Here is a 22,458-nt window from a genome sequence, read left to right as displayed (position 1 = left end):
CTAGAGCACACGCGTTCACGCGGCCTGCTCTCACCTTTGTGGAGAGCGGGATTCAGCGTTTTCGGTGATTCCACCTCAACGCATCCCGCTCTAGTCACCTCCCCGCCGGCGTGAAGTCCCGTTCCAGCCGCTGGCTGTATTTCGACATGGCGAAGCACAGCACGAAATAGACGGCGGCCGCGTAGACATAGGCCTCGGTCGGGAAGCCCAGCCAGTTGGGGTCGCCCAGCGAGGCGCGCAGCGTTGTGAAGAAGTCGAACACGCCGATCACGACCACCAGCGTCGTGTCCTTGAACAGGCCGATGAAGGTGTTCACCTGCGCCGGGATGGTGATGGTCAGCGCCTGCGGCAGGATGATGAGGCGCATCTTCTTCCAGTAGGACAGCCCCAGCGCATCGGCCGCCTCATACTGCCCGCGCGGCATGGCCTGCAGCCCGCCGCGCACCACCTCGGCCATGTAGGCCGCGGTGAACAGCGTATAGGCGAAGAGCACGCGCACCAGCCGGTCCACCGTCACGCCCTGCGGCATGAACAGCGGCAGCATGATGGCCGCCATGAACAGCAGCGAGATCAGCGGCACGCCGCGCACGCATTCGATGATGGCGGTGCAGAACCAGCGCACCAGCGGCAATTCGCTCCGCCGCCCGAGTGCGAGGACGATGGCCAGCGGATAGCCCAGCGCCAGCCCATAGACCGCGATGATGCCCGTGATGGCGAGCCCACCCCATTGCCGTGTCTCGACGAAGGAGAGGCCCAGCACGCCGCCCTGCATCAGCACCCACATCGCCACCGCCGCCACCGCCCAGGCCAGCAGCAGCCAACGCGTCCAGAAGATGCGGATGGTGGAGGCGACGACCAGCGTCACCAGGATCACCATCATGGTCGCCGGCCGCCAGCGCTCCTCGAAGGGGTAGAGGCCGAAGATGGAGAACCAGAACTTCTCCCGCACGAAGGCCCAGCAGGCGCCGGCGGCGGCCCGGCATTCCGCCGCCGTGCCGGACCAGGTGGCGTCCAGCACCGCCCAGCGGAACATGGGCGGCACCACCCAGGCCAGCAGGGCGATGCAGGCCAGGCTGATCGCGATGTTGAGCGGCCCGGTGAAGCAGGCCTTCGCCAAGTCGCGCGTGCGCTCGGCGAAGGTGGGAAGGGCGGGGGCTGTGGTGGTGGACATCGCTCACCGCTCCTTCAGCGCGACGGCGCGGTTGTAGGCGTTCATCAGCAGCGAGGTGACGAGCGAGATGATGAGGTAGACCGCCATGAAGATCGCGATCACCTCCACCGCCTGGCCCGTCTGGTTGATGGAGGTGTTGGCCACCGACACCAGGTCCGGATAGCCGATGACGACCGCCAGCGAGGAGTTCTTCGTCAGGTTCAGGTATTGCGAGGTCAGCGGCGGGATGATGACGCGCAGCGCCTGGGGCAGGATCACGAGCCGCATGATGCGCCCGGGCGCCAGGCCCAGCGCCCGCGCCGCCTCCCATTGCCCCCGCTGCACGGACTGGATGCCCGCGCGCACGATCTCGGCGATGAAGGCCGCCGTGTAGATGACGAGGCCGAGCAGCAGCGCGAAGAATTCCGGCGAGAGCGTCAGCCCGCCGCGGAAGTTGAAGCCCGCCAGCACCGGCCATTCCACCGTGGGCGCGCCGATGACATAGCCCGCCAGGATGGGCAGGCCGAACAGCAGCGCGAGGCCTGGCGCCCAGGTGGCGCGGCGTTCACCGGTGGCTTCCTGGCGCGCGCGCTCACGCCGCAGCAGCAGCCACCACGCCACCAGTGCGACCAGCACCGCGACCCCCGCCCAGAACAGCGCGCTGTCGGCCATCAGCGCCGGCACCTTGAGGCCGCGCTGCGAGAGGTAGAGGCCCGGCAGCGGGTTCAGCGCCTGCCGCACCGAGGGCAGTTGCAGCACGATGGCGTGCCAGAACACCAGCTGCAGCACCAGCGGCGTGTTGCGGATGACCTCGATGTAGCCGCCCGTCAGCCCGCGCAGCAGCGGGTTGGAGGAGAGCCGCGCCAGCCCAAGCAGGATGCCCAGGATGGTGGCCAGCACCACGCCCAGCACGGCCACGCGCAAGGTGTTCAGCAGCCCCACCGTCAGCGCGCGCTGGTAGGTGTCAGCCGGGGTGTAGGGGATGAGGTGCTCGCCGATCGGGATGCCGGCGCTGCGGTTCAGGAAGCCGAAGCCGAATTGGAGGCCCCGCGCGGCCATGTTGGCCAGCATGTTGTTGTAGAGCGACCAGCCGATGAGGATGACGGCGATGGCCAGCGCCGCCTGCCACAGCACCCCGCGCATGGTCGTGCCGCCGGGCAGGGGGATGAGGGGCCGGGGCGGGGCCAGGGCGGTGCTGCTCATGCGCGAGAATCCAACGGGGGAAAGGAGTGCGGCCGCCGCCGGGCGATCAGACGCCAGGTTGCGGCCGCGTTGAGCGCAGCCTCAGCGGGCCGGCGGCGCGTAGAGCAGGCCGCCATTCAGCCAGGTGCGGTTCTGCCCGCGCTCCAGGCCGAGCGGCGTGCGCTCGCCCAGCCAGCGCTCATAGATCTCGCCGTAATTGCCGAAGGTGCGGATGATCTGGCGCGCGTAGTCGGCGCGGGCGGCGTTGATGCTCTCGCCCATGTTGCCCTCGACGCCCAGGAATCGGCGGACGATGGGGTTGGTGCTGCTGCCGGCGATCTGCTCGACATTGGCCTGGGTGATGCCGAGTTCCTCGGCCTCGATCAGCGCGAAGACGGTCCAGGCGACGATGTTCGTCAGCTCCTCGTCACCCTGGCGCACCACGGGGCCCAGCGGCTCCTTCGAGATGCGCTCGGGCAGGATCACGTGGTCGGCCGGGCGGCTCAGCAGGGTGCGCTGGGCGGCCAGGGCCGCGAAGTCGTTGGTGAACACGTCGCAGCGGCCGCTGTCATAGGCGCGGCGCAGCTCATCCAGGTCGGCCACCACCACAGGGGTGAAGCGCATGTTGTGCTGGCGGAAGTAGTCCGCGAGGTTCAGCTCGGTCGTGGTGCCGGGCTGCACGCAGACGGTGGCGCCGTCCAGCTGCCGCGCGCTGGTCACGTTCAGCCGGCGGGGCACCATCATGGACTGGCCGTCATAGAAGACGATGGCCGGGAAGTTGAAGCGGTTGACGTTGCTGTCGCGCGTCAGCGTCCAGGTCGAGTTGTTGGAGAGGATGTCCACCTCGCCCGAGGAGAGGGCCGGGAAGCGGCTCTGCGTCGTCACGGGCACGAACTGCACGCGGTTGGGGTCGCCGAAGATGGTGATGGCGACGGAGCGGCAGACCTCCACGTTGAAGCCTTGCCACTGGCCCTGGGCATTGGGGAAACCGAACCCGGGGTTGGAGGGGCCCTGCACGCCGCAGAGCAGCTGCCCGCGGGCGCGGATCTGGTCGAGGTCGCGCCCGGCCATCGCCTGGCTCGGGCCGAACATCAGGAACGCCGCCGCGGCAGCGGCGAACGCGGTGAGCTTCATTGGTGTGATGTCCCTTCGCTTGCCCGCGAGCCATGCCTCTTGGGCCGGGCAGCCATGTGCCAAGCGGCCATCAGCCTTTCAAGATGGTTACCACAGATTCAGAAAAATTTTTTGCCGGCCCGGTTCGCGCCTTGCGGAACCGCCTTGGCACCCCATTCCGCGCCGGACTACATGGCCCCATGCGACGGTGCCCCGATGAGGGGTGAAACGGGAACGCGCGACGCGGGGATCAAGCCCCGCCAATCCGCGGCTGCCCCCGCAACTGTAGGCGGCGAGCCTGGGTCCATGTCGCCATTGCCCCATCCCGGGGTGAGAAGGCGGACCCCGGCCATGACCCGCGAGCCAGGAGACCGGCCGTCGCAGAGTTGTTCTCGCGCGTGCCGGGCGGGGTGCACCGGTGCCACGGAACCGTGTTCCGGATGCGGGCTCGACGTCAGCCGTCGTGCGGGGATGCCCCCGCGCGGCATGTCGTCACGCGCAACCCGGGGGAACCCCATGCGCCATCTGTTGCTGTCCACCGCCGCCCTGCTGGCGGCTTCCTTGCCCGTGCTCGCCCAGGAGGCGGCCACGGCCCTGCCCGAGACCATCGTCACCGCCACCCGCGTCCCCACGGCGCTGGAGCGCGTCCCGGCCTCCATCACCGTCATCACCCGCCAGCAGATCGAGGAGCGCGGCCACGCCACCCTCGCCGAGGCACTCTCGGCCGTGCCGGGGCTGCGCCTCGCGCCCTCCGGCGGGCCGGGGCAGCAGGCCAGCGCCTTCCTGCGCGGCAATTCCAGCCGCTCGGTCCTGGTGCTGCTGGACGGGGTGCCGCTGAACGACCCCTCCGAGGCCAATGGCGCCTTCAACTTCGGCAATGACCTGCTCTTCGACGTGGAGCGCATCGAGGTGCTGCGCGGCCCGGCCTCCTCGCTCTACGGGAGTGCCGCGGTGGGCGGCGTGGTGAACCTCGTCACCCGCCGCGCCGCCAGCCGCCCCTTCGCGCCCTTTGGCGAGCTGGCGGGCGGCACCCAGGGCACGGTGCGCGGGGGGCTGGGCGCCACCGGCACCCTCGGCGCCTTCGACTACCTGGCCAGCGCCAACGGCCTCCACACCGATGGCTTCAACGCCACCGCCCGCCGCTTCACCCGCACCCTGAACGAGCGCGACGGGTTCCAGGGCGGCGCGCTGGCCCTGCGCCTGGGCTGGACGCCCGTGGAGGGCAGCCGCGTCGAGGGCACGCTGCGCTACCGCCAGAACCGCTTCGACCTGGACAGCGTGCCGCGCGACGACCCGAACTTCACGGGCGATGACCGGCGCCTCATGGGCCAGCTCCGCGCCGAGACGCGGCTGCTGGACGGGCTCTGGACCACGGGCTTCCGCGTGGCCTTCACCCAGGACCGCCGCGCCTATGTGAACCTGCCCGACGCACGCAGCACCGCCTCCATCCGCGACTATTACCGGGGCGAGCGGCTGGGCTTCGACTGGGGCAACACGCTGCGCCTGCCGGGGCTGGGCTTCGCCACCGATGGCGCGCTGAATTTCGGCGTGACCCATGCGCGCGAGGAGGTATTCAGCCTGGCCGGCAACACCCCCTTCCAGACGCGCGTGAACGCCGCCCAGGACAGCACGGCCGGCCACATCGCCCTGCAATACCGGCTGTGGAACCGGATGGACGTGACGGCCGGGCTGCGCCACGACGCGGTGGGCAGCTTCACCGGCGCCACCACCTGGCGCGCCGGCCTGGTCTATCACGTGCCGGAGCTGGGGGCGCGGCTGCGCGCCTCGGGCGGCAGCAGCGGCTTCAACGCGCCCTCGCTGTTCCAGCGCTTCGGCACCATCGGCACGGCCTTCCGCGGCAACCCGAACCTGCGGCCCGAGCGCAGCCTGGGCTATGAGCTGGGGGGCGAACTCGACCTGCCGCTCTTCGGCCGGGCGGATTTCGCCACGCTGGGCGCCACTTGGTTCCAGTCCCGCGTGCGGGACCTCATCATCTTCCAGGGGACGAGCGTCGCCAATGTGGACCGCGCCAACCTTCAGGGCGTGGAGCTGACGCTGGCGGTGCGCCCGGCGCACTGGCTCTCGGCCGAGCTGGGCTGGACCATCACGGACGCCACCGATGCCCGCACCGGCCGCCCGCTGCCCCGCCGGCCCGAGCATGTGATCAGCGCCACCGCGCGCCTGACGCCGCTGCCGGGGCTGGTCATCGCGCCGCAGCTGCAATTCACCGGCCGCTCGCCCGAGGGGCCCTTCGCGAGCTACCGCGACGACGGCACCTCCTTCACCACGGAGCGGCGGAACAAGACGGGCACGCTGTTCAACATCACCGCCAGCTATGTGGTGCGCGAGGGCATCACCGCCTTCGTCGAGGGCCGCAACCTGGGCAATTCCCGGTGGGAGCCGGTGAACGGCTTCCAGACGCCCGGGCGGAGCCTGCTGGTGGGCACGCGCTTCGGCTTCTGAGGCGAAGGGGCGGCGGGCGCGGATCCGCCCGCCGCCGAAATTTTACCAATAAGTAAAAATGTGAATGAAAAATTACTTCTCATGGAAACCTGGGATGGTATGTCACGCCCCCTGCAGCCAGAAGGGCGATGATGATGTGGTGGCAAGCCTTGGTGCGGCGCGTCCTGCCCGCGGAACGCGGCGCCCCGGCCGGCCCGCGCTATCCGGATGCGGTCTATCGCGGCGGCCGCGCCGAGGCGGGGGGCTTTCGTGACACGGGCGGCCGCCATGGGCCGGCCTTGCGGGAGAGCGGCGCGCTCTCGCGCGAACTCCCCCGCCAGCCAGACGGCACGCCGTCCGATGCGGCCGTGCTCCCCTTCGCCAGCACCGGCCCGCACGGCCACCGCGCCCGCATGCGGGACAAGCTGCTGACGCGCGGCCCCGACGCCCTGGCCGATTACGAATTGCTGGAGATGCTGCTGTTCCTCGCCATGCCCAAGGGCGACACCAAGCCGCTGGCCAAGGCGCTGATCAACCGCTTCGGCAGCTTCGCCCAGGTGCTGGCCGCCCCGCAGCAGGCGCTGATGGGCGCGCGCGGCCTGGGCCCGCACAGCGTGGCGGCGCTGAAGCTGGTGCAGGCCTCGGCCCTGCGGATGGCACGCGCCGAGGTGATGGACGCGCCCGTGCTGAACAAGTGGGACCTGCTGATGGATTACCTGAAGCTGGTCATGGCGCGGGAGAAGACCGAGCAGTTCCGCATCCTGTTCCTGGACAGCAAGAACCGGCTGATCGCGGATGAGGCGCAGGCGCGCGGCACGGTGAACCACACGCCCGTCTATCCGCGCGAGGTGGTGAAGCGGGCGCTGGAACTGCACGCGACCGCGCTGATCCTGGTGCACAACCACCCCTCCGGCGACCCCACCCCCTCCCGCGCCGACATCGAGATGACGCGCGAGGTGAAGGCGGCGGGCGAGATCCTCTCCATCGCCGTGCATGACCACCTGATCATCGGCAATGGCGAGGTGCTGAGCTTCCGCCGCGAGGGCTTGCTGTAGAACGGTAGCGGTGCTGAGCGGCTGACTCACGCCTTCGGCGATTCCGCCGAAGCCGATCAGACGCTGGAGCATGCTGCGTTCACATGCGTTCACGCAGCCTGCTCCGGCCTTCGTTGAGAGCGGGATTCAACGTCTTCGGTGATTCCACCTCAACGCATCCCGCTCTAGAGCATGCTGCGTTCACATGCGTTCACGCAGCCTGCTCGAGCCTTCGTTGAGAGCGGGATTCAGCGTCTTCGGTGATTCCACCTCAACGCATCCCGCTCTAGCCCCGCCCCGGCACCCAGGTCACGTCGCGCGCGCCATTGTCGTTGCAGCGCCGCGCCAGCACGAACAGATGGTCCGAGAGGCGGTTGAGGTAGCGCACCGCCTCGGCGTTCACCTCCTCCGCGGCGGCCAGCGCCACCACCAGGCGTTCGGCGCGGCGGGCCACGGTGCGGGCCAGGTGTGCGTGCGCGGCGGCGGCGCTGCCGCCGGGCAGCACGAAGCTGCGCAGCGGCGGGATATGCGCGTTCATCGCCGCCACCTCCTGCTCCAGGCGCAGGCATTGCGCGGCGGTCACGCGCAGCCGCCCGCCCGCGGCGCCCGGCACGCAGAGATCGGCGCCCAGGTCGAACAGGTCGTTCTGGATGCGCGCCACCATCGCATCGGCTTCGGCGTCGAGGTGCAGGCGAAGAATGCCCAGCACGGCGTTCACCTCGTCCACCGTGCCATAGGCCTCGACGCGCAGCGCGTCCTTCCGCACCCGGCTGCCATCGCCCAGCGAGGTCTCGCCCCCATCGCCGCCCCGGGTCGTGATCACGTCCAGCCGCACCATCTGACTTTGCCCTTAATCCAGTCGGAACCGCACCGTGCTGCGCAGCTGGGCCTCCACCGGCCGCCCGCCATCGAGGGCCGGGCGGAAGCGCCAGTTCAGCACCGCGCGCCGCGCCGCCGCGTCCAACATGGGATGTCCGGAGCTTTGCGCCACCTCGGCCCCCACCACGCGGCCCTCGGCATCCACCCGCAAATCCAGCACCACGGCGCCCTGCTGGCCGCGCTGGCGGGCCATCTCGGGATAGGCGGGGCCGGCATTGCGGAAGCCGGCATCGGGGCGGGGCGGGGCGGTGGGGCCGGCGGGCGCGCCAAGGGCGGCCGGCGCGCCGGTGGCGGGGCCGCTGACCTGTGTGGGTGTGGGCGGCGCGGCGGTGCGGCGCGGTGCCGGCCGTGGGGCAGGGCGAGGGGCCGGTGCCTGGGCGACGGGGGTTGGCGCGGGTTCGGGCTCGGTCCGGGGGGGCGGCGCCTCGGCCAGGGCGGCCGGCGGGGGAGGCGCGGCGGCCGGCTCCGCGATTTCGGACGGGCAATCGGCGGGCGGCAGCGGGGCGGCCGTGACCGGTGTTTCGGCCACAGGCGGCGGCGGGGCTGGCGGCGCCGCCAGGGCGATGGGCGCAGGCGGCAGCTGCGCCAGTGGCGGCGGGCCGGGCGGCGGTGGCGGCGCCACGATGGCGGGCGGGGCCGGCAGGGGCGGTTCCGGCGCGCCATCCCCGGCTTCCCCCGCCGGTGCCTCGGCCCAGACCACCTCCATGCCCGAGGGCGTCTCCGGCTCCGGCGGGCGGACGGGCACCAGCGCCCAGCCCAGCACCGCCAGCGCCAGCCCATGCGCGGCCAGGCTGACGGGCAGGCCCCAGCCGGTGGGCGCGGGGCCAGGTGGCCGCCGCCAGGTCACAGCACCACCACGCCCCGGTGCTTGGCCTTGCCCTCGGGCTCGACATGGATGGTGATGGTGGCCTCGCCCAGCTCGGCGCGCAGCGCGGCCTCGATGCGGTCGCAAATGACGTGCGCGTCCTCCACCGGCATGGCGCCCGGCACCACCAGGTGGAACTCCACGAAGGCGATGCGGCCGGCGCGGCGGGCGCGGATGTCATGCGCCTCGATGGCGCCCTCGGCCGCGCGGGACAGCACGTCGCGGATGCGCCCCATGGTCTCGGGCGCCATGGCCTCGTCCATGAGCCCGCCCACGCTCTCGCGCATCAGCCGCACGCCGCTGAACAGGATGTTCACCGCCGTGACCGCGGCCAGCAGCGGGTCGAGCCAGAGCATCCCCGTCGCCATGGCCAGCGTCAGCCCGGCGATGGCGCCGGTGGACGTCACCACATCCGCCAGTAGGTGCCGCGCATCCGCCACCAGCGCCGGGGATTGCAGGGCGCGGCCGCGGCGGAACAGCACCCAGCTCCAGGCCGCGTTGATGGCGGTGGCCAGCACCGCCACCGCCACGGCGGCCAGCGGCAGTTCGGGCGCGCGGGGGCTGTTCCAGCTCGACCACGCCTCGTTCAGGATGATGAAGGCGGCGACCAGGATCAGCGCCCCCTCCAGCACGGCCGAGAAATACTCGGCCTTGTGGTGGCCATAGGGGTGGTTGGCATCGGCCGGCATCGAGGCATAGCGGATGGCGACCAGCGCCGCGCCGGCGGCGGCCACGTTCACCACGCTCTCCAGCGCATCGGCGAAGAGGGCCACGCTGCCCGTCATCCACCAGGCCACGGTCTTGAGGCCGAGCACGGTCAGGGCGACGGCCACGCTGGTGGCGGCCAGGGTCTCGGCGCGTTGCAAGCTCTTCCTCACATTGGCGGGCGGGGAAGGTCTAGCCTTTCCGGCGCGGGGGGCGGAACCCTGAATGGCGCGGGGCCGCCCCGCCTCCACGCGGAACCGGCGCGCTCAGCCCGGAAGGCTGCGGTCGCCCTCGCCGAGCGCGCGCTGCATGGTCACCACGTCCACCCATTGGCCGAACTTCAGCCCCACCGCGCGCATCAGCCCCACCTGGCGGAAGCCCAGGGCCGCGTGCAGGCCGATGGAGCCCACATTCTCGCTATCGCCGATGACCGCGATCATCTGGCGGAAGCCCTGCGCCTCGGCGCGGGCCAGCAGGGCCTGGACCAGCGCCTTGCCCACGCCCATGCCGCGCTGGTCGTCGCGGACATAGATGCTGTCCTCGGCGGTGAAGCGGTAGGCGCTGCGGTCGCGGAAGGGGGCGAAATAGCCATAGCCCACCACCGCGCCGTCCTGCTCGGCCACCAGCCAGGCGCAGCCGCCCTTCTGAACCTTGGCCAGGCGCTGGGCCATCTCGGCCTCGTCCGGCGGTGTCTCCTCGAAGGTGCCCGTGCCGGTCCGCACATGGTGGGCGTAGATGGCGGTGATGCCGGGCAGGTCGGCCGGCGTGGCGTCGCGCAGGTTCATGCGACCTCTCCCATGGCAGCGGAAACGCGGGCGGCCAGCGCCAGCAGCGCGCGGTCCCGCCCCGGGGCGGCGACGAGCGAGAGGCCGACCGGCGCCCCCTCCACCCGGCCCGCGGGCAGCGAGACCTCGCACAGCGAGGCGAGGCCGGCGATGGCGGTGACCCGCATGGTGATCTCGCGCACGGTGTTCTGCTCGGGCTGGCCGGCCGTCAGCTTCGGCGCGGGGATGGGGCTGGTGGGGTAGGCCAGCACGGCGCCACCGGCCAGCAGCGCGCCCATGCGGCGCTTGAAGCCGCGGCGGAAGGCGCGGGCGGTGGCGGCCTTGCCGGGGTCCATGTCGCGGGCGGCGGCGAAGCGCTCGCCCACGCCGGGGCCAAATTTCGGGTTGTGCGCCGTGATCCAGGCGCCGAGCGTGGCCCAGGCCTCCTGCGCCTGCATGCAGCGGAAATGCTCGGCCACCACGGGCAGGCCCTCGGGCGCGATACGGATGTTCAGGGCGGTTCCGGCCACGCGCTCCAGCGCGGACATGGCGGGGGCCATGGCGGCGGCGGTGGCGGGGTCGGCGTTGATCCAGGCCTCCTCCACCTTCAGCACGGGGCCGAGCGCGCCACCCGCGCTGTCGGCCGGCAGCAGCACGTCGCCCACCTTCTCCATGGTGGCGGCATCACGCGCGAACCAGCCGCAGGTGTCAAAGGAGGGGCCGAGCCCCGCCGCGCCCGTCAGCGCCACCGCCCCCCAGGAGGGCCGCAGGCCGAAGACGCCGCAATAGCTGGCCGGGATGCGCACGCTGCCGCCCGTGTCGGTGCCCAGCGCGAAATCCACCAGCCCCGCCGCCACCGCGGCCGCCGAGCCGCAGGAGGAGCCGCCCGGGAAACGGTCCGGCGCGTTGGGGTTGAGGGGGGTGCCGTGCCAGACATTCTCGCCCGTCAGCCCATAGGCGAGTTCAACGGTCTTGGTCTTGCCCAGCAGCGCGCCGCCGGCCTCCAGCAGCGCCAGCACCACGGGCGCGGTGGCCGCGGCGGGCGGCTGGGTGCGCGCCCAGTCCGGGTTGCCATAGGTGGTGACATGGCCCGCGAGGTCGAACAGGTCCTTGATGGCGAAGCTGAGTCCGTCCAGCACGCCGGAGCCCGTGGGGGCGGCGGTGGCGGGCTCGCCCGGAACAAAGGCGTGGACGGGGTCTGGCGACGCCATGGCGGTGAAACTCCCGGGAAAACCGGAGTTCATCCTAGGAGTTGTCGTGGTCCATGAAAAGCCAAGCGGAATGAAGGGGCTTTATGCCCCCCGCAGGCTCCGCTTCGGCCGTCCCTGGGCGTCCCAGTTGGAATCATCCAGCCAGGCCTCGATGGCCGCGCGCTGGGCAGGCCATTCCTCCTCCAGGATGGAGAACCAGGCCGTGTCCCGCCGCCGCCCCTTGGTGACCTGCACGGCGCGCAGCGTGCCCTCATAGGTGAAGCCATAGCGCGCGGCGGCGGCGCGGGAGGGGGCGTTCAGCGCGTTGCACTTCCAGGTGAGGCGCCGGTAGCCGAGGTCGTCCATGGCGTGGCGCATCAGCAGGAACACCGCCTCGGTGGCGGCGCGGGTCCGCTGCATGCGCGGGCTGAACCAGATATGGCCGATCTCGATATGGGCGTGGGCCGGGTGGATCTCCATCAGCGTCAGCCAGCCATCCACCGTGCCGCTGCGGTGGGGGCGGACCGCGAAGGCCATCGGGTCGTGGGTGGCGGCGAAATTGCCCACGAAGCCGCGCATGGCGGCCTCATCGGCGAAGGGGCCATAGCCCATATAGGCCCAGGAGGCGCCCTCCTGGTCGCTTTGCGCCGCGCGCCAGAGGTCGGCGGCGTGGCGGACATGCAGCGGCTCCAGGTCCACGCTGCGCCCCTTGTGCGGGATGCGCGCGGGCAGGGGGCGGGGGGTGGCGTCCACGCGCGGCCCGACGGGCGGGGTGGATTCGGGGTCGGCCGGGGGGATGAACCCGGGCGGTTGGAAATCGGGCATGCCGGCAGTCTTGTCCCGCCCTTGCGCGGGCGCAAGGCGGCCATGCATCGCTTGGTTGCAACTTGCGCCGCACCCGCCTCACCGCCAATACAGGCGCACCCTCCCGCGCAGAGTGCCCGCTTGATGAATGATGCTCCCGCCCCCGCCTTGGTCGCCCCGAAGGGCTACAACCTGGAAGAAGTGACCTGGGTCCATCACTGGACCGACAGCCTCTTCTCCTTCCGCTGCACGCGCAGCCCGGCGCTGCGCTTCACCTCCGGGCAATTCGCGATGATCGGCCTGGTGGTGGAGGGCAAGCCGCTGGTGCGCGCCTATTCCATGGTCAGCCCGGCCTGGGAGGAGCATCTGGAATTCCTCTCCATCAAGGTGGCGAACGGGCCGCTGACCTCGCGGCTGCAGCACATCAAGGAGGGGGAACATGTGCTGATCGGGCAGAAGCCGGTCGGCACGCTGATCACCGACAACCTGCTGCCCGGCCGGAACCTCTGGATGCTGGCCACCGGCACGGGCCTCGCCCCCTTCATGTCCCTGCTGCGCGACCCCGAGGTCTATGACCGGTATGAGCGCGTCATCATCGCCCACACGGTGCGCGAGGTGGCCGAGCTCGCCTATCGCGACTACCTGACGCGCGAATTGCCCCAGCATGAACTCCTGGGCGAGATGGTGCGCGAGAAGATGATCTACATGCCCGCCGTGACGCGCGAGGCCTTCCCCATCCAGGGCCGCATCACCACCCGCCTGGAGGCCGGCACGGCCGAGCGCGACGCGGGCGTGGCCGCCCTCGACCCCGCGCATGACCGCGTGATGATCTGCGGCAGCGAGGCCATGAACGCCGATTGCAAGACATTGCTGGAAGCCCGCGGCTTCATCGAGGGCAACAACTCCGAACCCGGCACCTATGTCGTGGAAAAGGCCTTCGTAACGAAATGAACCGGGGGTTCAGGGACGCACCGGGGTTACAACCCGGATAGTTATGCGTTGCCTCCGTCCCAATTTTGGTTACTTTGTGGCGGATGACGACCAACTCGCGCCCCCCGTCGGCCATTCCCGGGCCGACGGATGTTCTCTCGCGCGCGGCTCTCCTCCTGGACATGGATGGCACGCTGCTCGACCTCGCCCCCCGCCCGGATGAGGTGGTGGTGGCGCCAGGGCTGCTCGACCACCTGACGCGGCTGCACGCCGCGCTGGGGGGCGCGGTGGCGGTGGTGACGGGGCGGCGCCTCGACGACGTGGACCGCATCCTGCACCCGCTGCGCCTGCCGGCCGCGGCCGAGCATGGGGCCATCCTGCGCCCCAGCCCCGACGCGCCGCCGCGCCAGGGGCCGTTGCGCCGCGCCCCGGCCGAATGGCGCGCGGCCGCCGAGGCCTTCGTCGCCGCCCATCCCGGCACGCTGCTGGAACCCAAATCGGCCGGCTTCGTGCTGCATTACCGCCTGGCGCCCGACCGGGGCGCCGAGGCCCATGCGCTGATGCGCGGCTTCGCCGAATCCGGCCAGGGCTTTGATCTGCTCCGCGCCGACCACGCCTGGGAATTGCGCCCGGGCGGCGTCCACAAGGGGGTGGGCGTGCGGGCGCTGATGGCCGAGGCGCCCTTCGCCGGCCGCTGGCCCATCTTCATCGGCGACGACGTGACGGATGAGGATGGCATCGCCGCCGCCGTCGCGCTGGGCGGCGAGGGCTTCCTCGTGCCGGACAGCTTCGGCACCCCGGCCGGCGTGCGCGCCTGGATCGCCACCCTGGCCGAACACGCCCATGCCCCGGCACCCTGAGCTGGTGGGGCCGCCCGACCGGCCCCCCCAGCCGCTGGACCTGGCCGCCGTCGGCAATGGCACGGTGGCGGCGCTGATCTCGCCCGCCGGCGCGGTGAACTGGATGTGCTGGCCGCGCCTGGATGGCGACCCGGTCTTCAGCGCCCTGGTGGATGGCGACCATTCGGAGCGCGGCTTCACCGACATCCTGATGACGCGCTTCGCCGGCAGCCGGCAGCGCTACCGCCGCAACTCCGCCGTGCTGGAGACGGAGCTGACGGACAGCCAGGGCAACGCGCTTCTCATCACCGACCACATGCCGCGCCTGCGCCGCTTCGGCCGCATGTTCCGCCCGCCCATGCTGGTGCGGCGGATCGAGCTGCTGCGCGGGCGCCCGCGCATCCGGCTCCGGGTGCGGCCCTGCTTCGGCTGGGGGCAGGAAAGCCCGCGCGGCCGGGCGGGGTCCAACCACATCAGCTATGTGGGCAGTGGCGAGGCCATGCGCCTGTCCACCGACGCGCCGCTGGGCTTCATCCTGAGCGAGACGGAATTCGCCCTCGACCGCCCCATCGCCATGATGTTCGGCCCGGACGAGACGGTGAACGGCATGGTCGCCCGCGTCGCCCAGGAATTCGAGGACGAGACGCAGGCCTATTGGCAGGATTGGGTGCGCGGCCTCTCCCTGCCCTTCGAATGGCAGGACGAGGTGATCCGCGCGGCCATCACGCTGAAGCTCTGCGCCCATGACGACACGGGCGGGATCCTGGCGGCGCTGACCACCTCCATCCCCGAGGCCGAGCACACGCAGCGCAACTGGGACTACCGCTTCTGCTGGCTGCGCGACGCCTACTTCACCGTGATGGCGCTGAACCGCCTGGGCGCCACCCGCACCATGGAGCACTACATCGGCTACATCACCAACGCGGTGCTGGAGCAGACGGGCATGCTGCGCCCCGTCTATCCGCTGGTGCCCAATGATTCCATTGATGAGTGGGAAGCCACGGCGCTGAAGGGCTTCATGGGCCACGCGCCGGTGCGCGTGGGCAATGCCGCGGCCCTGCAGGTGCAGAATGATGTCTGGGGCGCGGTGGTCATGGCCGCCGCCATGCTCTTCTTCGACCACCGCCTGCCCGAACCCGCAGGCGAGGCGCTTTACCGCCGCCTGGTGCCGCTGGGCGTCGCCGCCGAGGCCGCGGCCCTCACCGCCGATGCCGGCATCTGGGAATACCGGGGGCGGGAGCGCATCCACACCTTCTCCGCCGCCATGTGCTGGGCGGCGGTGGATCGCCTCGGGCGCATCGCCGCCCATCTGGGCCTGGTCGAGGAGGCGGCCGATTGGCAGGCCCGCGCCGCCACCCTGAAGGAGGCGATTCTCGAAGGCGCCTGGAACGAGGAGGCGGGCAGCCTGCAGGAGGTGTTCGGCGGCCATGGCCTCGACGCCGCCCTGCTGCTCCTGCCCGAGATCGGCCTGCTGCCACCCAGCGACCCGCGCTTCGTCGCCACCGTGGAGGCCATCGAGCGCGACCTGATGCGCGACGGCATGCTGCTGCGCTACTCGGCGGCCGACGACTTCGGCGTGCCGGAAACGGCCTTCATCGTCTGCTCCTTCTGGCTGGTGGATGCCTTGGCCGCAATCGGGCGGAAAGATGACGCGCGGTCACTTTTTGAACGCATCCTTTCCCTGCGGAACCACGTTGGATTGCTGCCGGAGGATGTGGACCCCCGCAACGGCCAGCTCTGGGGAAATTTCCCGCAGAGCTATTCGCAGGTGGGTCTCGTGCTCTCGGCCATGCGGCTCTCTCGGAGCTGGGAGGAGGGGTTTTGGCGCGCCTGGTGATTGTTTCCAATCGGGTTCCCCCGCTGCGGGCCACCTCGGCCGTGGCCGGCGGCCTGGCCGTGGCACTGGAAGAGGCGGTGCGGCGGAGGGAGATGCTGTGGTTCGGCTGGTCGGGCGAGACGTCCTCCAGCCGCGAACCCAAGGTGACCTCGCGCGGGCTGCGGTCCCAGGCGGTGATTGACCTGACGGCCGAGGAGCACCGGCTCTACTATGGCGGCTATTGCAACGGCACGCTCTGGCCCCTGCTGCACTACCGCTTCGGCCTGGCCGAGTTCCGCCGCGAGGAGGAGGAGGCCTGGCGCGCGGTCAACGACCGCTTCGCCGAGGCGCTCTGGCCCCTGCTGCGCGAGGATGACGTCCTCTGGATCCATGACTTCCACCTGTTTCCCCTGGCCGCGCGGCTGCGAGAGATGGGGGCGAAGCAGCGCATCGGCTTCTTCCTGCACGTTCCCTTCCCGCCGCCTGGCCTCTTCGCCGCCCTGCCCCGCGGCGAGGCCCTGCTGCGCGACCTGAACGGCTATGACCTGATCGGCATGCAGACGCCCGACGATGCCGAGAACCTGCGCGACGCCCTGCGCCAGCAGGGGGTGAACACGCCCGTCGGCGCCTATCCGGTGGGCATTGACGCGGAGGCCTTCGGCAAGGCCGCCGAGAAGGCCGAGGCGCGCCGCGACGTGCAGCGCTTCCAGGAGAGCCTGAGCGGAAGGCGCCTGATCTTCGGCGTGGACCGGCTGGACTACACCAAGGGCCTGCCGCAGCGCCTGGAAGGCTATGCCGACCTGCTGAAGCGCTTCCCCCAGCACCGCGGCAAGATCACCTTCCTCCAGGTCGCCCCGGTCTCGCGCGGGGAGGTGAAGCATTACCGCCTGCTGCGGCGTGAGCTGGACGAGGCGGTGGGCCGCATCAACGGCGAATTCGCCGAGGTGGACTGGGTGCCGCTGCGCTGGACCACCCGGCCCATCCAGCGCAGCGTGCTGGCGGGGTTCCTTCGCATCGCCCGGGTGGCGCTGGTCACGCCGCTGCGGGACGGCATGAACCTCGTCGCCAAGGAATTCGTCTCGGCCCAGCCGCCCGAGGACCCCGGGGTGCTGGTGCTGTCGCGCTTCGCGGGTGCGGCGCGCGAGATGCAGGGCGCGCTTCTGGTGAACCCCAACGACCCGGACGAGATCGCCGAGGCGCTGGACCAGGCGCTGTCCATGCCGCTGTCCGAGCGGCGGCAGCGCTGGCGCCAGGACTACGACCTGCTGCACGAGGCGGGGTCCAGCACCTGGTCGCGCAACTTCCTGACGGACCTGACGGCGGCGCGGGCGGAGGGGTGATGTCCGCCGGCTTGGGAAGGGATTAGCCTGCCTTCCCGCAACTGGGGAGGAGGCGACGCATGATCGTCGAGGAAAGAATCTACACGCTGCAGCCGGCCACCGCGCCGCTCTACATCGCGGCCTATGAGGCCGAGGGGATGCCCATCCAGAAGCGCATCCTGGGGCGGATGGTGGGCTACTACACGACCGAGTTCGGCCCGCTGAACCAGGTGATCCACCTCTGGGCCTATGAATCCCTGGCCGAGCGAACCGAGAGGCGCGCCAAGCTTTTCCAGGACCAGGGCTGGCTGGATTATCTGAAGAAGGTGCGGCCCTACCTCGTCAGCCAGGAGAGCAAGCTGCTGATGCCCGCGCCATTCCTGAAGGTGAAGTGGCAGGACTGAACAGGGGCCGCGCTGCCTTGACAGCATTGCTGCGCCGCCATAATCCACCCTCGCCTTCCAGGGGTGAACCGCCGGAGGGAGCCATTGTGGACGATCGGGAAGCCTTCGCGAAACGACTGGCGGATGCCCGGGCCAAGAGCGGCCTGGACAAGCCGGAGCGCGGCAAGCGGGCCCTTCCGTCGAGCACCTGGGGCGTGGGCCTGCGGGCCGGTGTCGAGGTGGTTTCCGCGCTGATCGTCGGCGTGGTGATCGGCCTGGGACTGGACCGGTGGCTTGGGACCACACCCTGGCTCTTTCTGCTGTTCTTCGTGCTGGGGGCCGCCGCGGGGGTGTCGAACGTGTATCGGCTGTTCGCCCCCCGGACCGGTGTTCGCAAGGACTAGGCCAGGAGAGGTTCCCGGTGGCGGCAGAAGGCAATGCGATCGACGCACTCGGGCAGTTCGTGCTGTACCCTGCGCTCGGCCAGGTGGGCTCCGCCGTGGGCTTCACGAACTCCAACCTCTACATGGTCTTCGCCGGCGTCCTGATCGTGGCGCTGATGGTCTATGGCATGCGCGAGGCCGCGATGGTGCCCGGCCGCATGCAGGGCCTGGCCGAAAGCGCCTATGGCTTCATCGATGACATGGTGGTGGCGCAGGTGGGTGAGGAAGGCCGTCGGTTCTTCCCCTTCGTGTTCACCCTGTTCATGTTCATCCTGTTCGGGAACATGCTGGGCCTGTTCCCCTACGCCTTCACCTTCACCTCGCACATCACGGTCACCTTCGCGCTGGCGGCGACCGTCTTCGTGCTGGTCACGGCCGTCGCCATCGCGCTGCACGGCCGCAAGTTCTTCGGCTACTTCATGCCGGAGGGCGCGCCCATGTGGCTCGCGCCCATCATCATTCCGGTCGAGATCGTCTCCTACCTCTCGCGCCCCATCAGCCTGTCCGTGCGTCTCTTCGCCAACATGATGGCGGGCCACGTGATGCTGAAGGTCTTCGCCACCTTCGTGGTGATGCTGGCGGGTCTGGGCACGGTGGGTCCGGTCCTGTCCCTCATGCCGCTGGCGCTGAACATCGCGTTGGTCGCCTTCGAAGTGCTGGTCGCGTTCCTGCAGGCATATGTCTTCGCCATCCTGACCTGCATCTACCTGCACGACGCGGTGCATCTGCACTGACGCAGACGCCGAACCTTCAACTTTCCTCGCAAACCTAAGGATCGAGATCATGGAAATTGTTCTGGCTGCGAAGGCGATCGGCGCCGGCATCGCCGTGCTGGCTCTCTTCGGTGTGGGCCTCGCCATGGGCAACATCTTCTCCACCCTCATCAGCAGCGTGGCCCGCAACCCGGCCGCCCGCGACACGGTGTTCCCCATCGGCATCCTGGGCTTCGCCCTGACGGAAGCCGTGGCGCTGTTCGCCCTGCTGATCGCCTTCCTCATCCTCTTCACCTGATCGGGCGGGGAGGGGGCCATCCGGCCCCCTTTCCACCTTCAGGGCGGGGCGGCGCCGCGAGGCACCCCACCCCGCGACCCGGCAGAGGCTGAAGGCCGCGGCATAGGCCGTGGCCTTCAGGACAGCAGGACAAGGCCATGCCCCAGCTCGATTTCGCCAACCCGTTGATGACGACCACGCTGCTGTGGCTGTTCCTCATCTTCGGCGCCCTCTATTTCGCGCTGAAGTCCTACGCGCTGCCGCGCGTGGCGACCGTGCTGGAAAACCGCGCCGCGCGCATCCGCGCCGACCTCGACGCCGCGCAGGCCGCCCAGCGTGAGGGTGAGGCCGCCCTGGCCGAGCTGCGCGCCGCCACCGCCGCGGCCCGTGCCGAGGCCCAGGCCACCGTCGCCGCCGCCATGGCCGAGGCGCAGGCCAAGGCCAGCGCCCAGGCCGAGGCCATCAATGCCCGCCTCGCCAGCCAGGTGGACGAGGCCGAGACGCGCGTCCGCGCCGCCCGCGACGCCGCCATGGGCGCGCTGCGCGAGGTGGCGGGCAGCACCGCCCAGGCCATGCTGGCGCGGCTGGGCGTTTCCGCCCCCGCGCGCACCGTCACCGCCGCCGTGGACCGCGCGGCCAAGCAGGGGGCGCGCTGATGTTCGCCGATCCGAAATTCTGGGTTGCCGCCAGCTTCATCCTCTTCGTCGTGCTCGTCGGGAAGATGGGCTGGACCAAGATCACGGAGATGCTGGACGCCCGCACCGCCCGCATCCGTGAGGAGCTGGAGGAGGCGCAGCGCCTGCGTGCCGAGGCCCAGGCCATGATGACCCGCGCCGAGGCCGAGCGCGCCGCCGCCATCGCGGAGGCCGGGGAGCTGGTCGCCCGTGCGAAGCAGGAGGCCGAGCGCCTGGCCGCCGCCATGGCCGCCGAGGCCGAGGCCGCCGCCCGCCGGCGCGAGCGCATGGCGATGGACCGCATCGCCGCCGCCGAGGCCGGCGCCATCGCCGAGGTCCGCAACGCCGCGGCCGACCTCGCCGCCGTTGCGGTGCGCGAGGTGATCGCTTCCAAGCACGATGCCGCGGCCGATGCCGCCATGCTGGACAAGACCATCGCGAACCTGCCGACGGTGTTCCGCGCGGCCTGAAGCCGGCTTCATCCTGACGAAGGGCGCGCCTCCCGCACGGGGGGTGCGCCCTTTCGCGTTTCAGGCGGCCTCAGCCCAGCGCGACTCCTGCACCCGCACCTCCAGCACGCCGATCACCTGGCCGAGATTACCGGCGATGAGGTGCAGCACGCCCGGGTCCGGCGCGTGCAGGGTGAAGGTCACGCGCATCTCCTCGCCCTGGCGTTCGGCCAGCATGTGGTCGGGCGTGATGTCACGCTTGGCGAAGGGCTGGAGCAGGCGCGGCAGCAGCCCGGGTTCGGGCAGGGCCAGCACGGCGAAGGTCACGGAATCGGTCATGGTGGAGTTCCTGGAAGCGGTGGCGAAACGGGCCCGACCGAAGGACCACGCCGCCCCATGCGGCGCGGATCAACCGGCCGGGGGCGTAATTCGCAGCGTGCGCGTCATCCAGGACATGGGTGGAAGATAGGCCGCGCGGGTCAGCGCAGCAAGACGGGAAGCAGCGCGTCCAGCCGCACCCTGCCCTCGATGGTGGCGACGAGGCGGCCCTCCACCCATTCCAGGTAGCCCTCCTCCAGCAGGGCGGTCAGCATCGCCGCGTCCACGATCCGCGCGAAAGCGAGGCCCGCACGGGCTTCCACGCGGGCGGGGTCCACGCCTTCCGCGAGGCGCAGCCCCATCAGCATGGCCTCCCGCCCGCGTTCGGCGGGGGTCAGGGTTGTGGATTCGACGGCGCCATGGCCGTGTTGCTCGACGCGGGCGGCCCATTCCTCAGGGGCCCTGTGGCGGCGGATGGCGTGCATCTCGCCTTCGGCCAGCACGCGCTGATGGGCACCCGGCCCGATGCCGAGATAGTCGCCATAGCGCCAATAGGCGAGGTTGTGGCGGCTCTCCGCGCCCGGCTTGGCGTAGTTGCTGACCTCATAGGCGGCGAGGCCGTGGCGCGCGGCTTCCTCGGCCGTCGCCTCGTACATGCGGGCGGCGTCATCCTCCGCCGGCAGGGCGAAGGCGCCGCGGGCGTGCTCGGTGAAGAAGCGCGTCCCGGGCTCGATGGTGAGCTGGTAGAGGCTGAGATGGTCCGCCGCCAGGGCCAGGGCCTGGCGCAACTCGGCCCGCCAGGCGGCTTCTTCCTGGCCGGGGCGCGCATAGATCAGGTCGAAGGAGAGGCGGGGGAAGATGGCGCGCGCCTTCTCCAGCGCCGCCACGGCGTGGGGCGCGTCATGCTGGCGGCCGAGGAAGCGCAGCGCCTCGGCGTCCAGCGACTGCACGCCGAGGGAGGCGCGGTTCACGCCGGCCTGCGCGAAGGCGCGCAGCTTGTCGGTTTCCACGCTGGTGGGGTTGGCCTCCAGCGTCACTTCCATGTCCGGGGCCGCGTCGAAATGGGCGCGGGCGTCGGCGATCAGCGCCGCGACCGTCTCGGGCTCCATCAGCGAGGGCGTGCCGCCGCCGAAGAAGATGGAGGCCAGCGGGCGGCGACCCAGGCGCGCGGCCTCATGCGCCAGTTCCCGGCGCAGGGCAGCGCGGAAGCGGGCATGGTCCACGCCGCCCTCCCGCACATGCGAATTGAAATCGCAATAGGGGCACTTCGACGCGCAGAAGGGCCAATGGAGGTAGAGGGCGAGGGGTTCCACGCGCCCTCCCTTACACCCGCCCGCCCCGCGCGGCGACAGGTGCCGCGGCCTGCGCCATAGTGCGGCGATGCCCTGGCCGGACCCCCATCTGCTGCTCGCCGCGATGGGCGCCGCCTTCCTGGCCGGGCTGGCGCGCGGCTTCTCGGGCTTCGGCGCGGCGCTGATCTTCGTGCCGCTGGGCAGCGCCATCCTGGGCCCGCGCGTGGCGGCACCCTTGCTGCTGGTGGTGGACCTGGTGATGGCCTCGCCCATGATCCCGCGCGCCTGGCGCTTCGCCGCGCGGGGCGAGGTGGCGTTGATGGCACTCGGCGCCCTGGTGGGCGTGCCGGCCGGCGCCTGGCTGCTGCTGCAACTGGAGGCCGAGGCACTGCGCTGGGGCATGTGCGCCATGGTGCTGGCCATGGTGGCGCTGCTGGCGTCCGGCTGGCGCTACCAGGGCGCGCCCTGGCCGCCGGCGACGCTGGCGGTGGGGGCGGTGTCGGGGCTGTTCTCGGGCGCGGCGCAGATGGGCGGGCCGCCGCTGGTGGCCTACTGGATGGGCGGCACCAATGACGCGGCGCGGGTGCGGGCCAATCTGGTGCTGACCGGCGCCATCGGCGGGGCGTTGAGCGCGGTCGCCTACCTGGCCGGCGGGCTGCTGGGGCTGGAGCTTCTGCTGCTCGCCGCCGCGCTGGGCCCGCTCTATGGGCTGGGGCTGTGGATCGGCGGGCGGCTGTTCGGGATGGCCAGCCAGCAGATGTTCCGGCGCATCTGCTTCGGCCTCATCCTGCTGGCGGCGGTGATCGGCCTGCCGCTCTGGGACCGCTGAGGCTGGACCATGCGACCTTCGCTTCCGCTCAGGCCGCATGGCTCAGTC

At 71.0% G+C, this 22,458-nt stretch carries 24 protein-coding genes and 1 riboswitch; of the genes, 13 read left to right on the top strand and 11 right to left on the bottom strand.

Going from position 1 to position 22,458, the window contains the following annotated elements; all coding sequences use genetic code 11:
* Nucleotides 1-94: 94 nt before the first annotated feature.
* The 3 genes from JTN19_RS11165 to JTN19_RS11155 all read right to left on the bottom strand — a co-directional run bounded on the left by JTN19_RS11165 (nucleotide 95) and on the right by JTN19_RS11155 (nucleotide 3,466).
* Nucleotides 95-1,171 (bottom strand): amino acid ABC transporter permease, encoded by a 1,077-nt coding sequence (locus tag JTN19_RS11165; RefSeq protein ID WP_206932447.1) that lies wholly within the window; start codon nucleotides 1,169-1,171, stop codon nucleotides 95-97.
* A 3-nt stretch (nucleotides 1,172-1,174) separates the two neighbouring features.
* Nucleotides 1,175-2,353 carry an amino acid ABC transporter permease gene (locus JTN19_RS11160; protein WP_206932446.1) on the bottom strand — a complete coding sequence of 393 codons (1,179 nt, stop codon included), beginning with the start codon at nucleotides 2,351-2,353 and terminating at the stop codon, nucleotides 1,175-1,177.
* Between the two features lie 81 nt (nucleotides 2,354-2,434).
* On the bottom strand, nucleotides 2,435-3,466 hold the full coding sequence (locus tag JTN19_RS11155) for an amino acid ABC transporter substrate-binding protein (RefSeq protein ID WP_206932444.1): 1,032 nt from the start codon (nucleotides 3,464-3,466) through the stop codon (nucleotides 2,435-2,437).
* A 168-nt stretch (nucleotides 3,467-3,634) separates the two neighbouring features.
* Nucleotides 3,635-3,839, top strand: a riboswitch (cobalamin riboswitch).
* Between the two features lie 122 nt (nucleotides 3,840-3,961).
* Here JTN19_RS11155 and JTN19_RS11150 point away from each other — a divergent pair.
* Nucleotides 3,962-5,908: a TonB-dependent receptor plug domain-containing protein gene (locus tag JTN19_RS11150; protein WP_206932442.1), complete on the top strand. Its 1,947-nt coding sequence runs from the start codon at nucleotides 3,962-3,964 to the stop codon at nucleotides 5,906-5,908.
* A gap of 134 nt (nucleotides 5,909-6,042) precedes the next feature.
* The gene (gene radC / locus JTN19_RS11145) at nucleotides 6,043-6,942 is read left to right on the top strand and encodes a RadC family protein (RefSeq protein ID WP_408901872.1); all 900 of its coding nucleotides are present in this window, start codon (nucleotides 6,043-6,045) and stop codon (nucleotides 6,940-6,942) included.
* Nucleotides 6,943-7,207: 265 nt separating this feature from the next.
* On the opposite strand, the gene JTN19_RS11140 is transcribed toward radC, so the two are convergent.
* From JTN19_RS11140 to JTN19_RS11115, 6 genes are all read right to left on the bottom strand, one after another.
* Entirely contained in the window at nucleotides 7,208-7,759 is a 552-nt protein-coding gene (locus JTN19_RS11140; RefSeq protein WP_206932440.1) for a cob(I)yrinic acid a,c-diamide adenosyltransferase, read from the bottom strand.
* Nucleotides 7,760-7,771: 12 nt separating this feature from the next.
* Nucleotides 7,772-8,647: an energy transducer TonB gene (locus JTN19_RS20405; RefSeq protein ID WP_340643312.1), complete on the bottom strand. Its 876-nt coding sequence runs from the start codon at nucleotides 8,645-8,647 to the stop codon at nucleotides 7,772-7,774.
* A complete protein-coding gene (locus tag JTN19_RS11130; protein ID WP_206932436.1) occupies nucleotides 8,644-9,531 on the bottom strand; it encodes a cation diffusion facilitator family transporter in 888 nt (295 codons plus the stop codon). Before JTN19_RS11130 ends, JTN19_RS20405 begins: the two co-directional genes overlap by 4 nt.
* A gap of 105 nt (nucleotides 9,532-9,636) precedes the next feature.
* Nucleotides 9,637-10,155, bottom strand: coding sequence for a GNAT family N-acetyltransferase (locus JTN19_RS11125; protein ID WP_206932435.1), 519 nt, complete (start codon nucleotides 10,153-10,155; stop codon nucleotides 9,637-9,639).
* Nucleotides 10,152-11,345, bottom strand: coding sequence for an amidase (locus JTN19_RS11120; protein WP_206932434.1), 1,194 nt, complete (start codon nucleotides 11,343-11,345; stop codon nucleotides 10,152-10,154). The genes JTN19_RS11125 and JTN19_RS11120 overlap by 4 nt, the downstream gene beginning before the upstream one ends.
* Before the next feature lie 81 nt (nucleotides 11,346-11,426).
* Nucleotides 11,427-12,149 (bottom strand): GNAT family N-acetyltransferase, encoded by a 723-nt coding sequence (locus JTN19_RS11115; protein ID WP_206932433.1) that lies wholly within the window; start codon nucleotides 12,147-12,149, stop codon nucleotides 11,427-11,429.
* Between the two features lie 123 nt (nucleotides 12,150-12,272).
* On the opposite strand from JTN19_RS11115, the gene JTN19_RS11110 reads away from it, so the two are divergent.
* From JTN19_RS11110 to JTN19_RS11065, 10 genes are all read left to right on the top strand, one after another.
* Nucleotides 12,273-13,079, top strand: a complete 807-nt coding sequence (locus JTN19_RS11110) for a ferredoxin--NADP reductase (RefSeq protein ID WP_206932432.1) — start codon at nucleotides 12,273-12,275, stop codon at nucleotides 13,077-13,079.
* An 83-nt stretch (nucleotides 13,080-13,162) separates the two neighbouring features.
* Nucleotides 13,163-13,918 (top strand): trehalose-phosphatase, encoded by a 756-nt coding sequence (gene otsB / locus JTN19_RS11105; RefSeq protein WP_206932431.1) that lies wholly within the window; start codon nucleotides 13,163-13,165, stop codon nucleotides 13,916-13,918.
* A complete protein-coding gene (locus JTN19_RS11100; RefSeq protein WP_206932430.1) occupies nucleotides 13,902-15,734 on the top strand; it encodes a glycoside hydrolase family 15 protein in 1,833 nt (610 codons plus the stop codon). Before otsB ends, JTN19_RS11100 begins: the two co-directional genes overlap by 17 nt.
* Nucleotides 15,719-17,053, top strand: a complete 1,335-nt coding sequence (locus tag JTN19_RS11095; RefSeq protein ID WP_206932429.1) for an alpha,alpha-trehalose-phosphate synthase (UDP-forming) — start codon at nucleotides 15,719-15,721, stop codon at nucleotides 17,051-17,053. The genes JTN19_RS11100 and JTN19_RS11095 overlap by 16 nt, the downstream gene beginning before the upstream one ends.
* Nucleotides 17,054-17,112: 59 nt before the next feature.
* Entirely contained in the window at nucleotides 17,113-17,436 is a 324-nt protein-coding gene (locus JTN19_RS11090) for an NIPSNAP family protein (RefSeq protein WP_206932423.1), read from the top strand.
* 86 nt (nucleotides 17,437-17,522) lie between these two features.
* On the top strand, nucleotides 17,523-17,819 hold the full coding sequence (locus tag JTN19_RS11085) for an AtpZ/AtpI family protein (protein WP_206932421.1): 297 nt from the start codon (nucleotides 17,523-17,525) through the stop codon (nucleotides 17,817-17,819).
* 17 nt (nucleotides 17,820-17,836) lie between these two features.
* The gene (locus tag JTN19_RS11080; protein ID WP_184381736.1) at nucleotides 17,837-18,592 is read left to right on the top strand and encodes a F0F1 ATP synthase subunit A; all 756 of its coding nucleotides are present in this window, start codon (nucleotides 17,837-17,839) and stop codon (nucleotides 18,590-18,592) included.
* Between the two features lie 49 nt (nucleotides 18,593-18,641).
* Nucleotides 18,642-18,869 (top strand): ATP synthase subunit C family protein, encoded by a 228-nt coding sequence (locus JTN19_RS11075; protein ID WP_184381735.1) that lies wholly within the window; start codon nucleotides 18,642-18,644, stop codon nucleotides 18,867-18,869.
* Nucleotides 18,870-19,006: 137 nt separating this feature from the next.
* Nucleotides 19,007-19,504 carry a F0F1 ATP synthase subunit B family protein gene (locus JTN19_RS11070; RefSeq protein WP_206932419.1) on the top strand — a complete coding sequence of 166 codons (498 nt, stop codon included), beginning with the start codon at nucleotides 19,007-19,009 and terminating at the stop codon, nucleotides 19,502-19,504.
* Entirely contained in the window at nucleotides 19,504-19,992 is a 489-nt protein-coding gene (locus tag JTN19_RS11065; protein WP_191082863.1) for a F0F1 ATP synthase subunit B family protein, read from the top strand. Before JTN19_RS11070 ends, JTN19_RS11065 begins: the two co-directional genes overlap by 1 nt.
* A gap of 60 nt (nucleotides 19,993-20,052) precedes the next feature.
* Here JTN19_RS11065 and JTN19_RS11060 read toward each other — a convergent pair whose 3' ends face one another.
* Both JTN19_RS11060 and hemW read right to left on the bottom strand, forming a co-directional pair.
* Nucleotides 20,053-20,310: a hypothetical protein gene (locus tag JTN19_RS11060; RefSeq protein WP_206932417.1), complete on the bottom strand. Its 258-nt coding sequence runs from the start codon at nucleotides 20,308-20,310 to the stop codon at nucleotides 20,053-20,055.
* Between the two features lie 140 nt (nucleotides 20,311-20,450).
* On the bottom strand, nucleotides 20,451-21,602 hold the full coding sequence (hemW, locus tag JTN19_RS11055) for a radical SAM family heme chaperone HemW (RefSeq protein WP_206932450.1): 1,152 nt from the start codon (nucleotides 21,600-21,602) through the stop codon (nucleotides 20,451-20,453).
* 67 nt (nucleotides 21,603-21,669) lie between these two features.
* Between hemW and JTN19_RS11050 the strand changes: the two genes are divergently transcribed.
* Entirely contained in the window at nucleotides 21,670-22,410 is a 741-nt protein-coding gene (locus tag JTN19_RS11050; RefSeq protein WP_206932408.1) for a sulfite exporter TauE/SafE family protein, read from the top strand.
* Nucleotides 22,411-22,458: the final 48 nt, after the last annotated feature.

Origin of the sequence: Roseococcus thiosulfatophilus, from assembly GCF_017311575.1 — a bacterium.
GTDB lineage: Bacteria > Pseudomonadota > Alphaproteobacteria > Acetobacterales > Acetobacteraceae > Roseococcus > Roseococcus thiosulfatophilus.
Note: the sequence above shows the minus strand (reverse complement) of the source record. Positions and strands in the feature narration are given on the sequence as shown.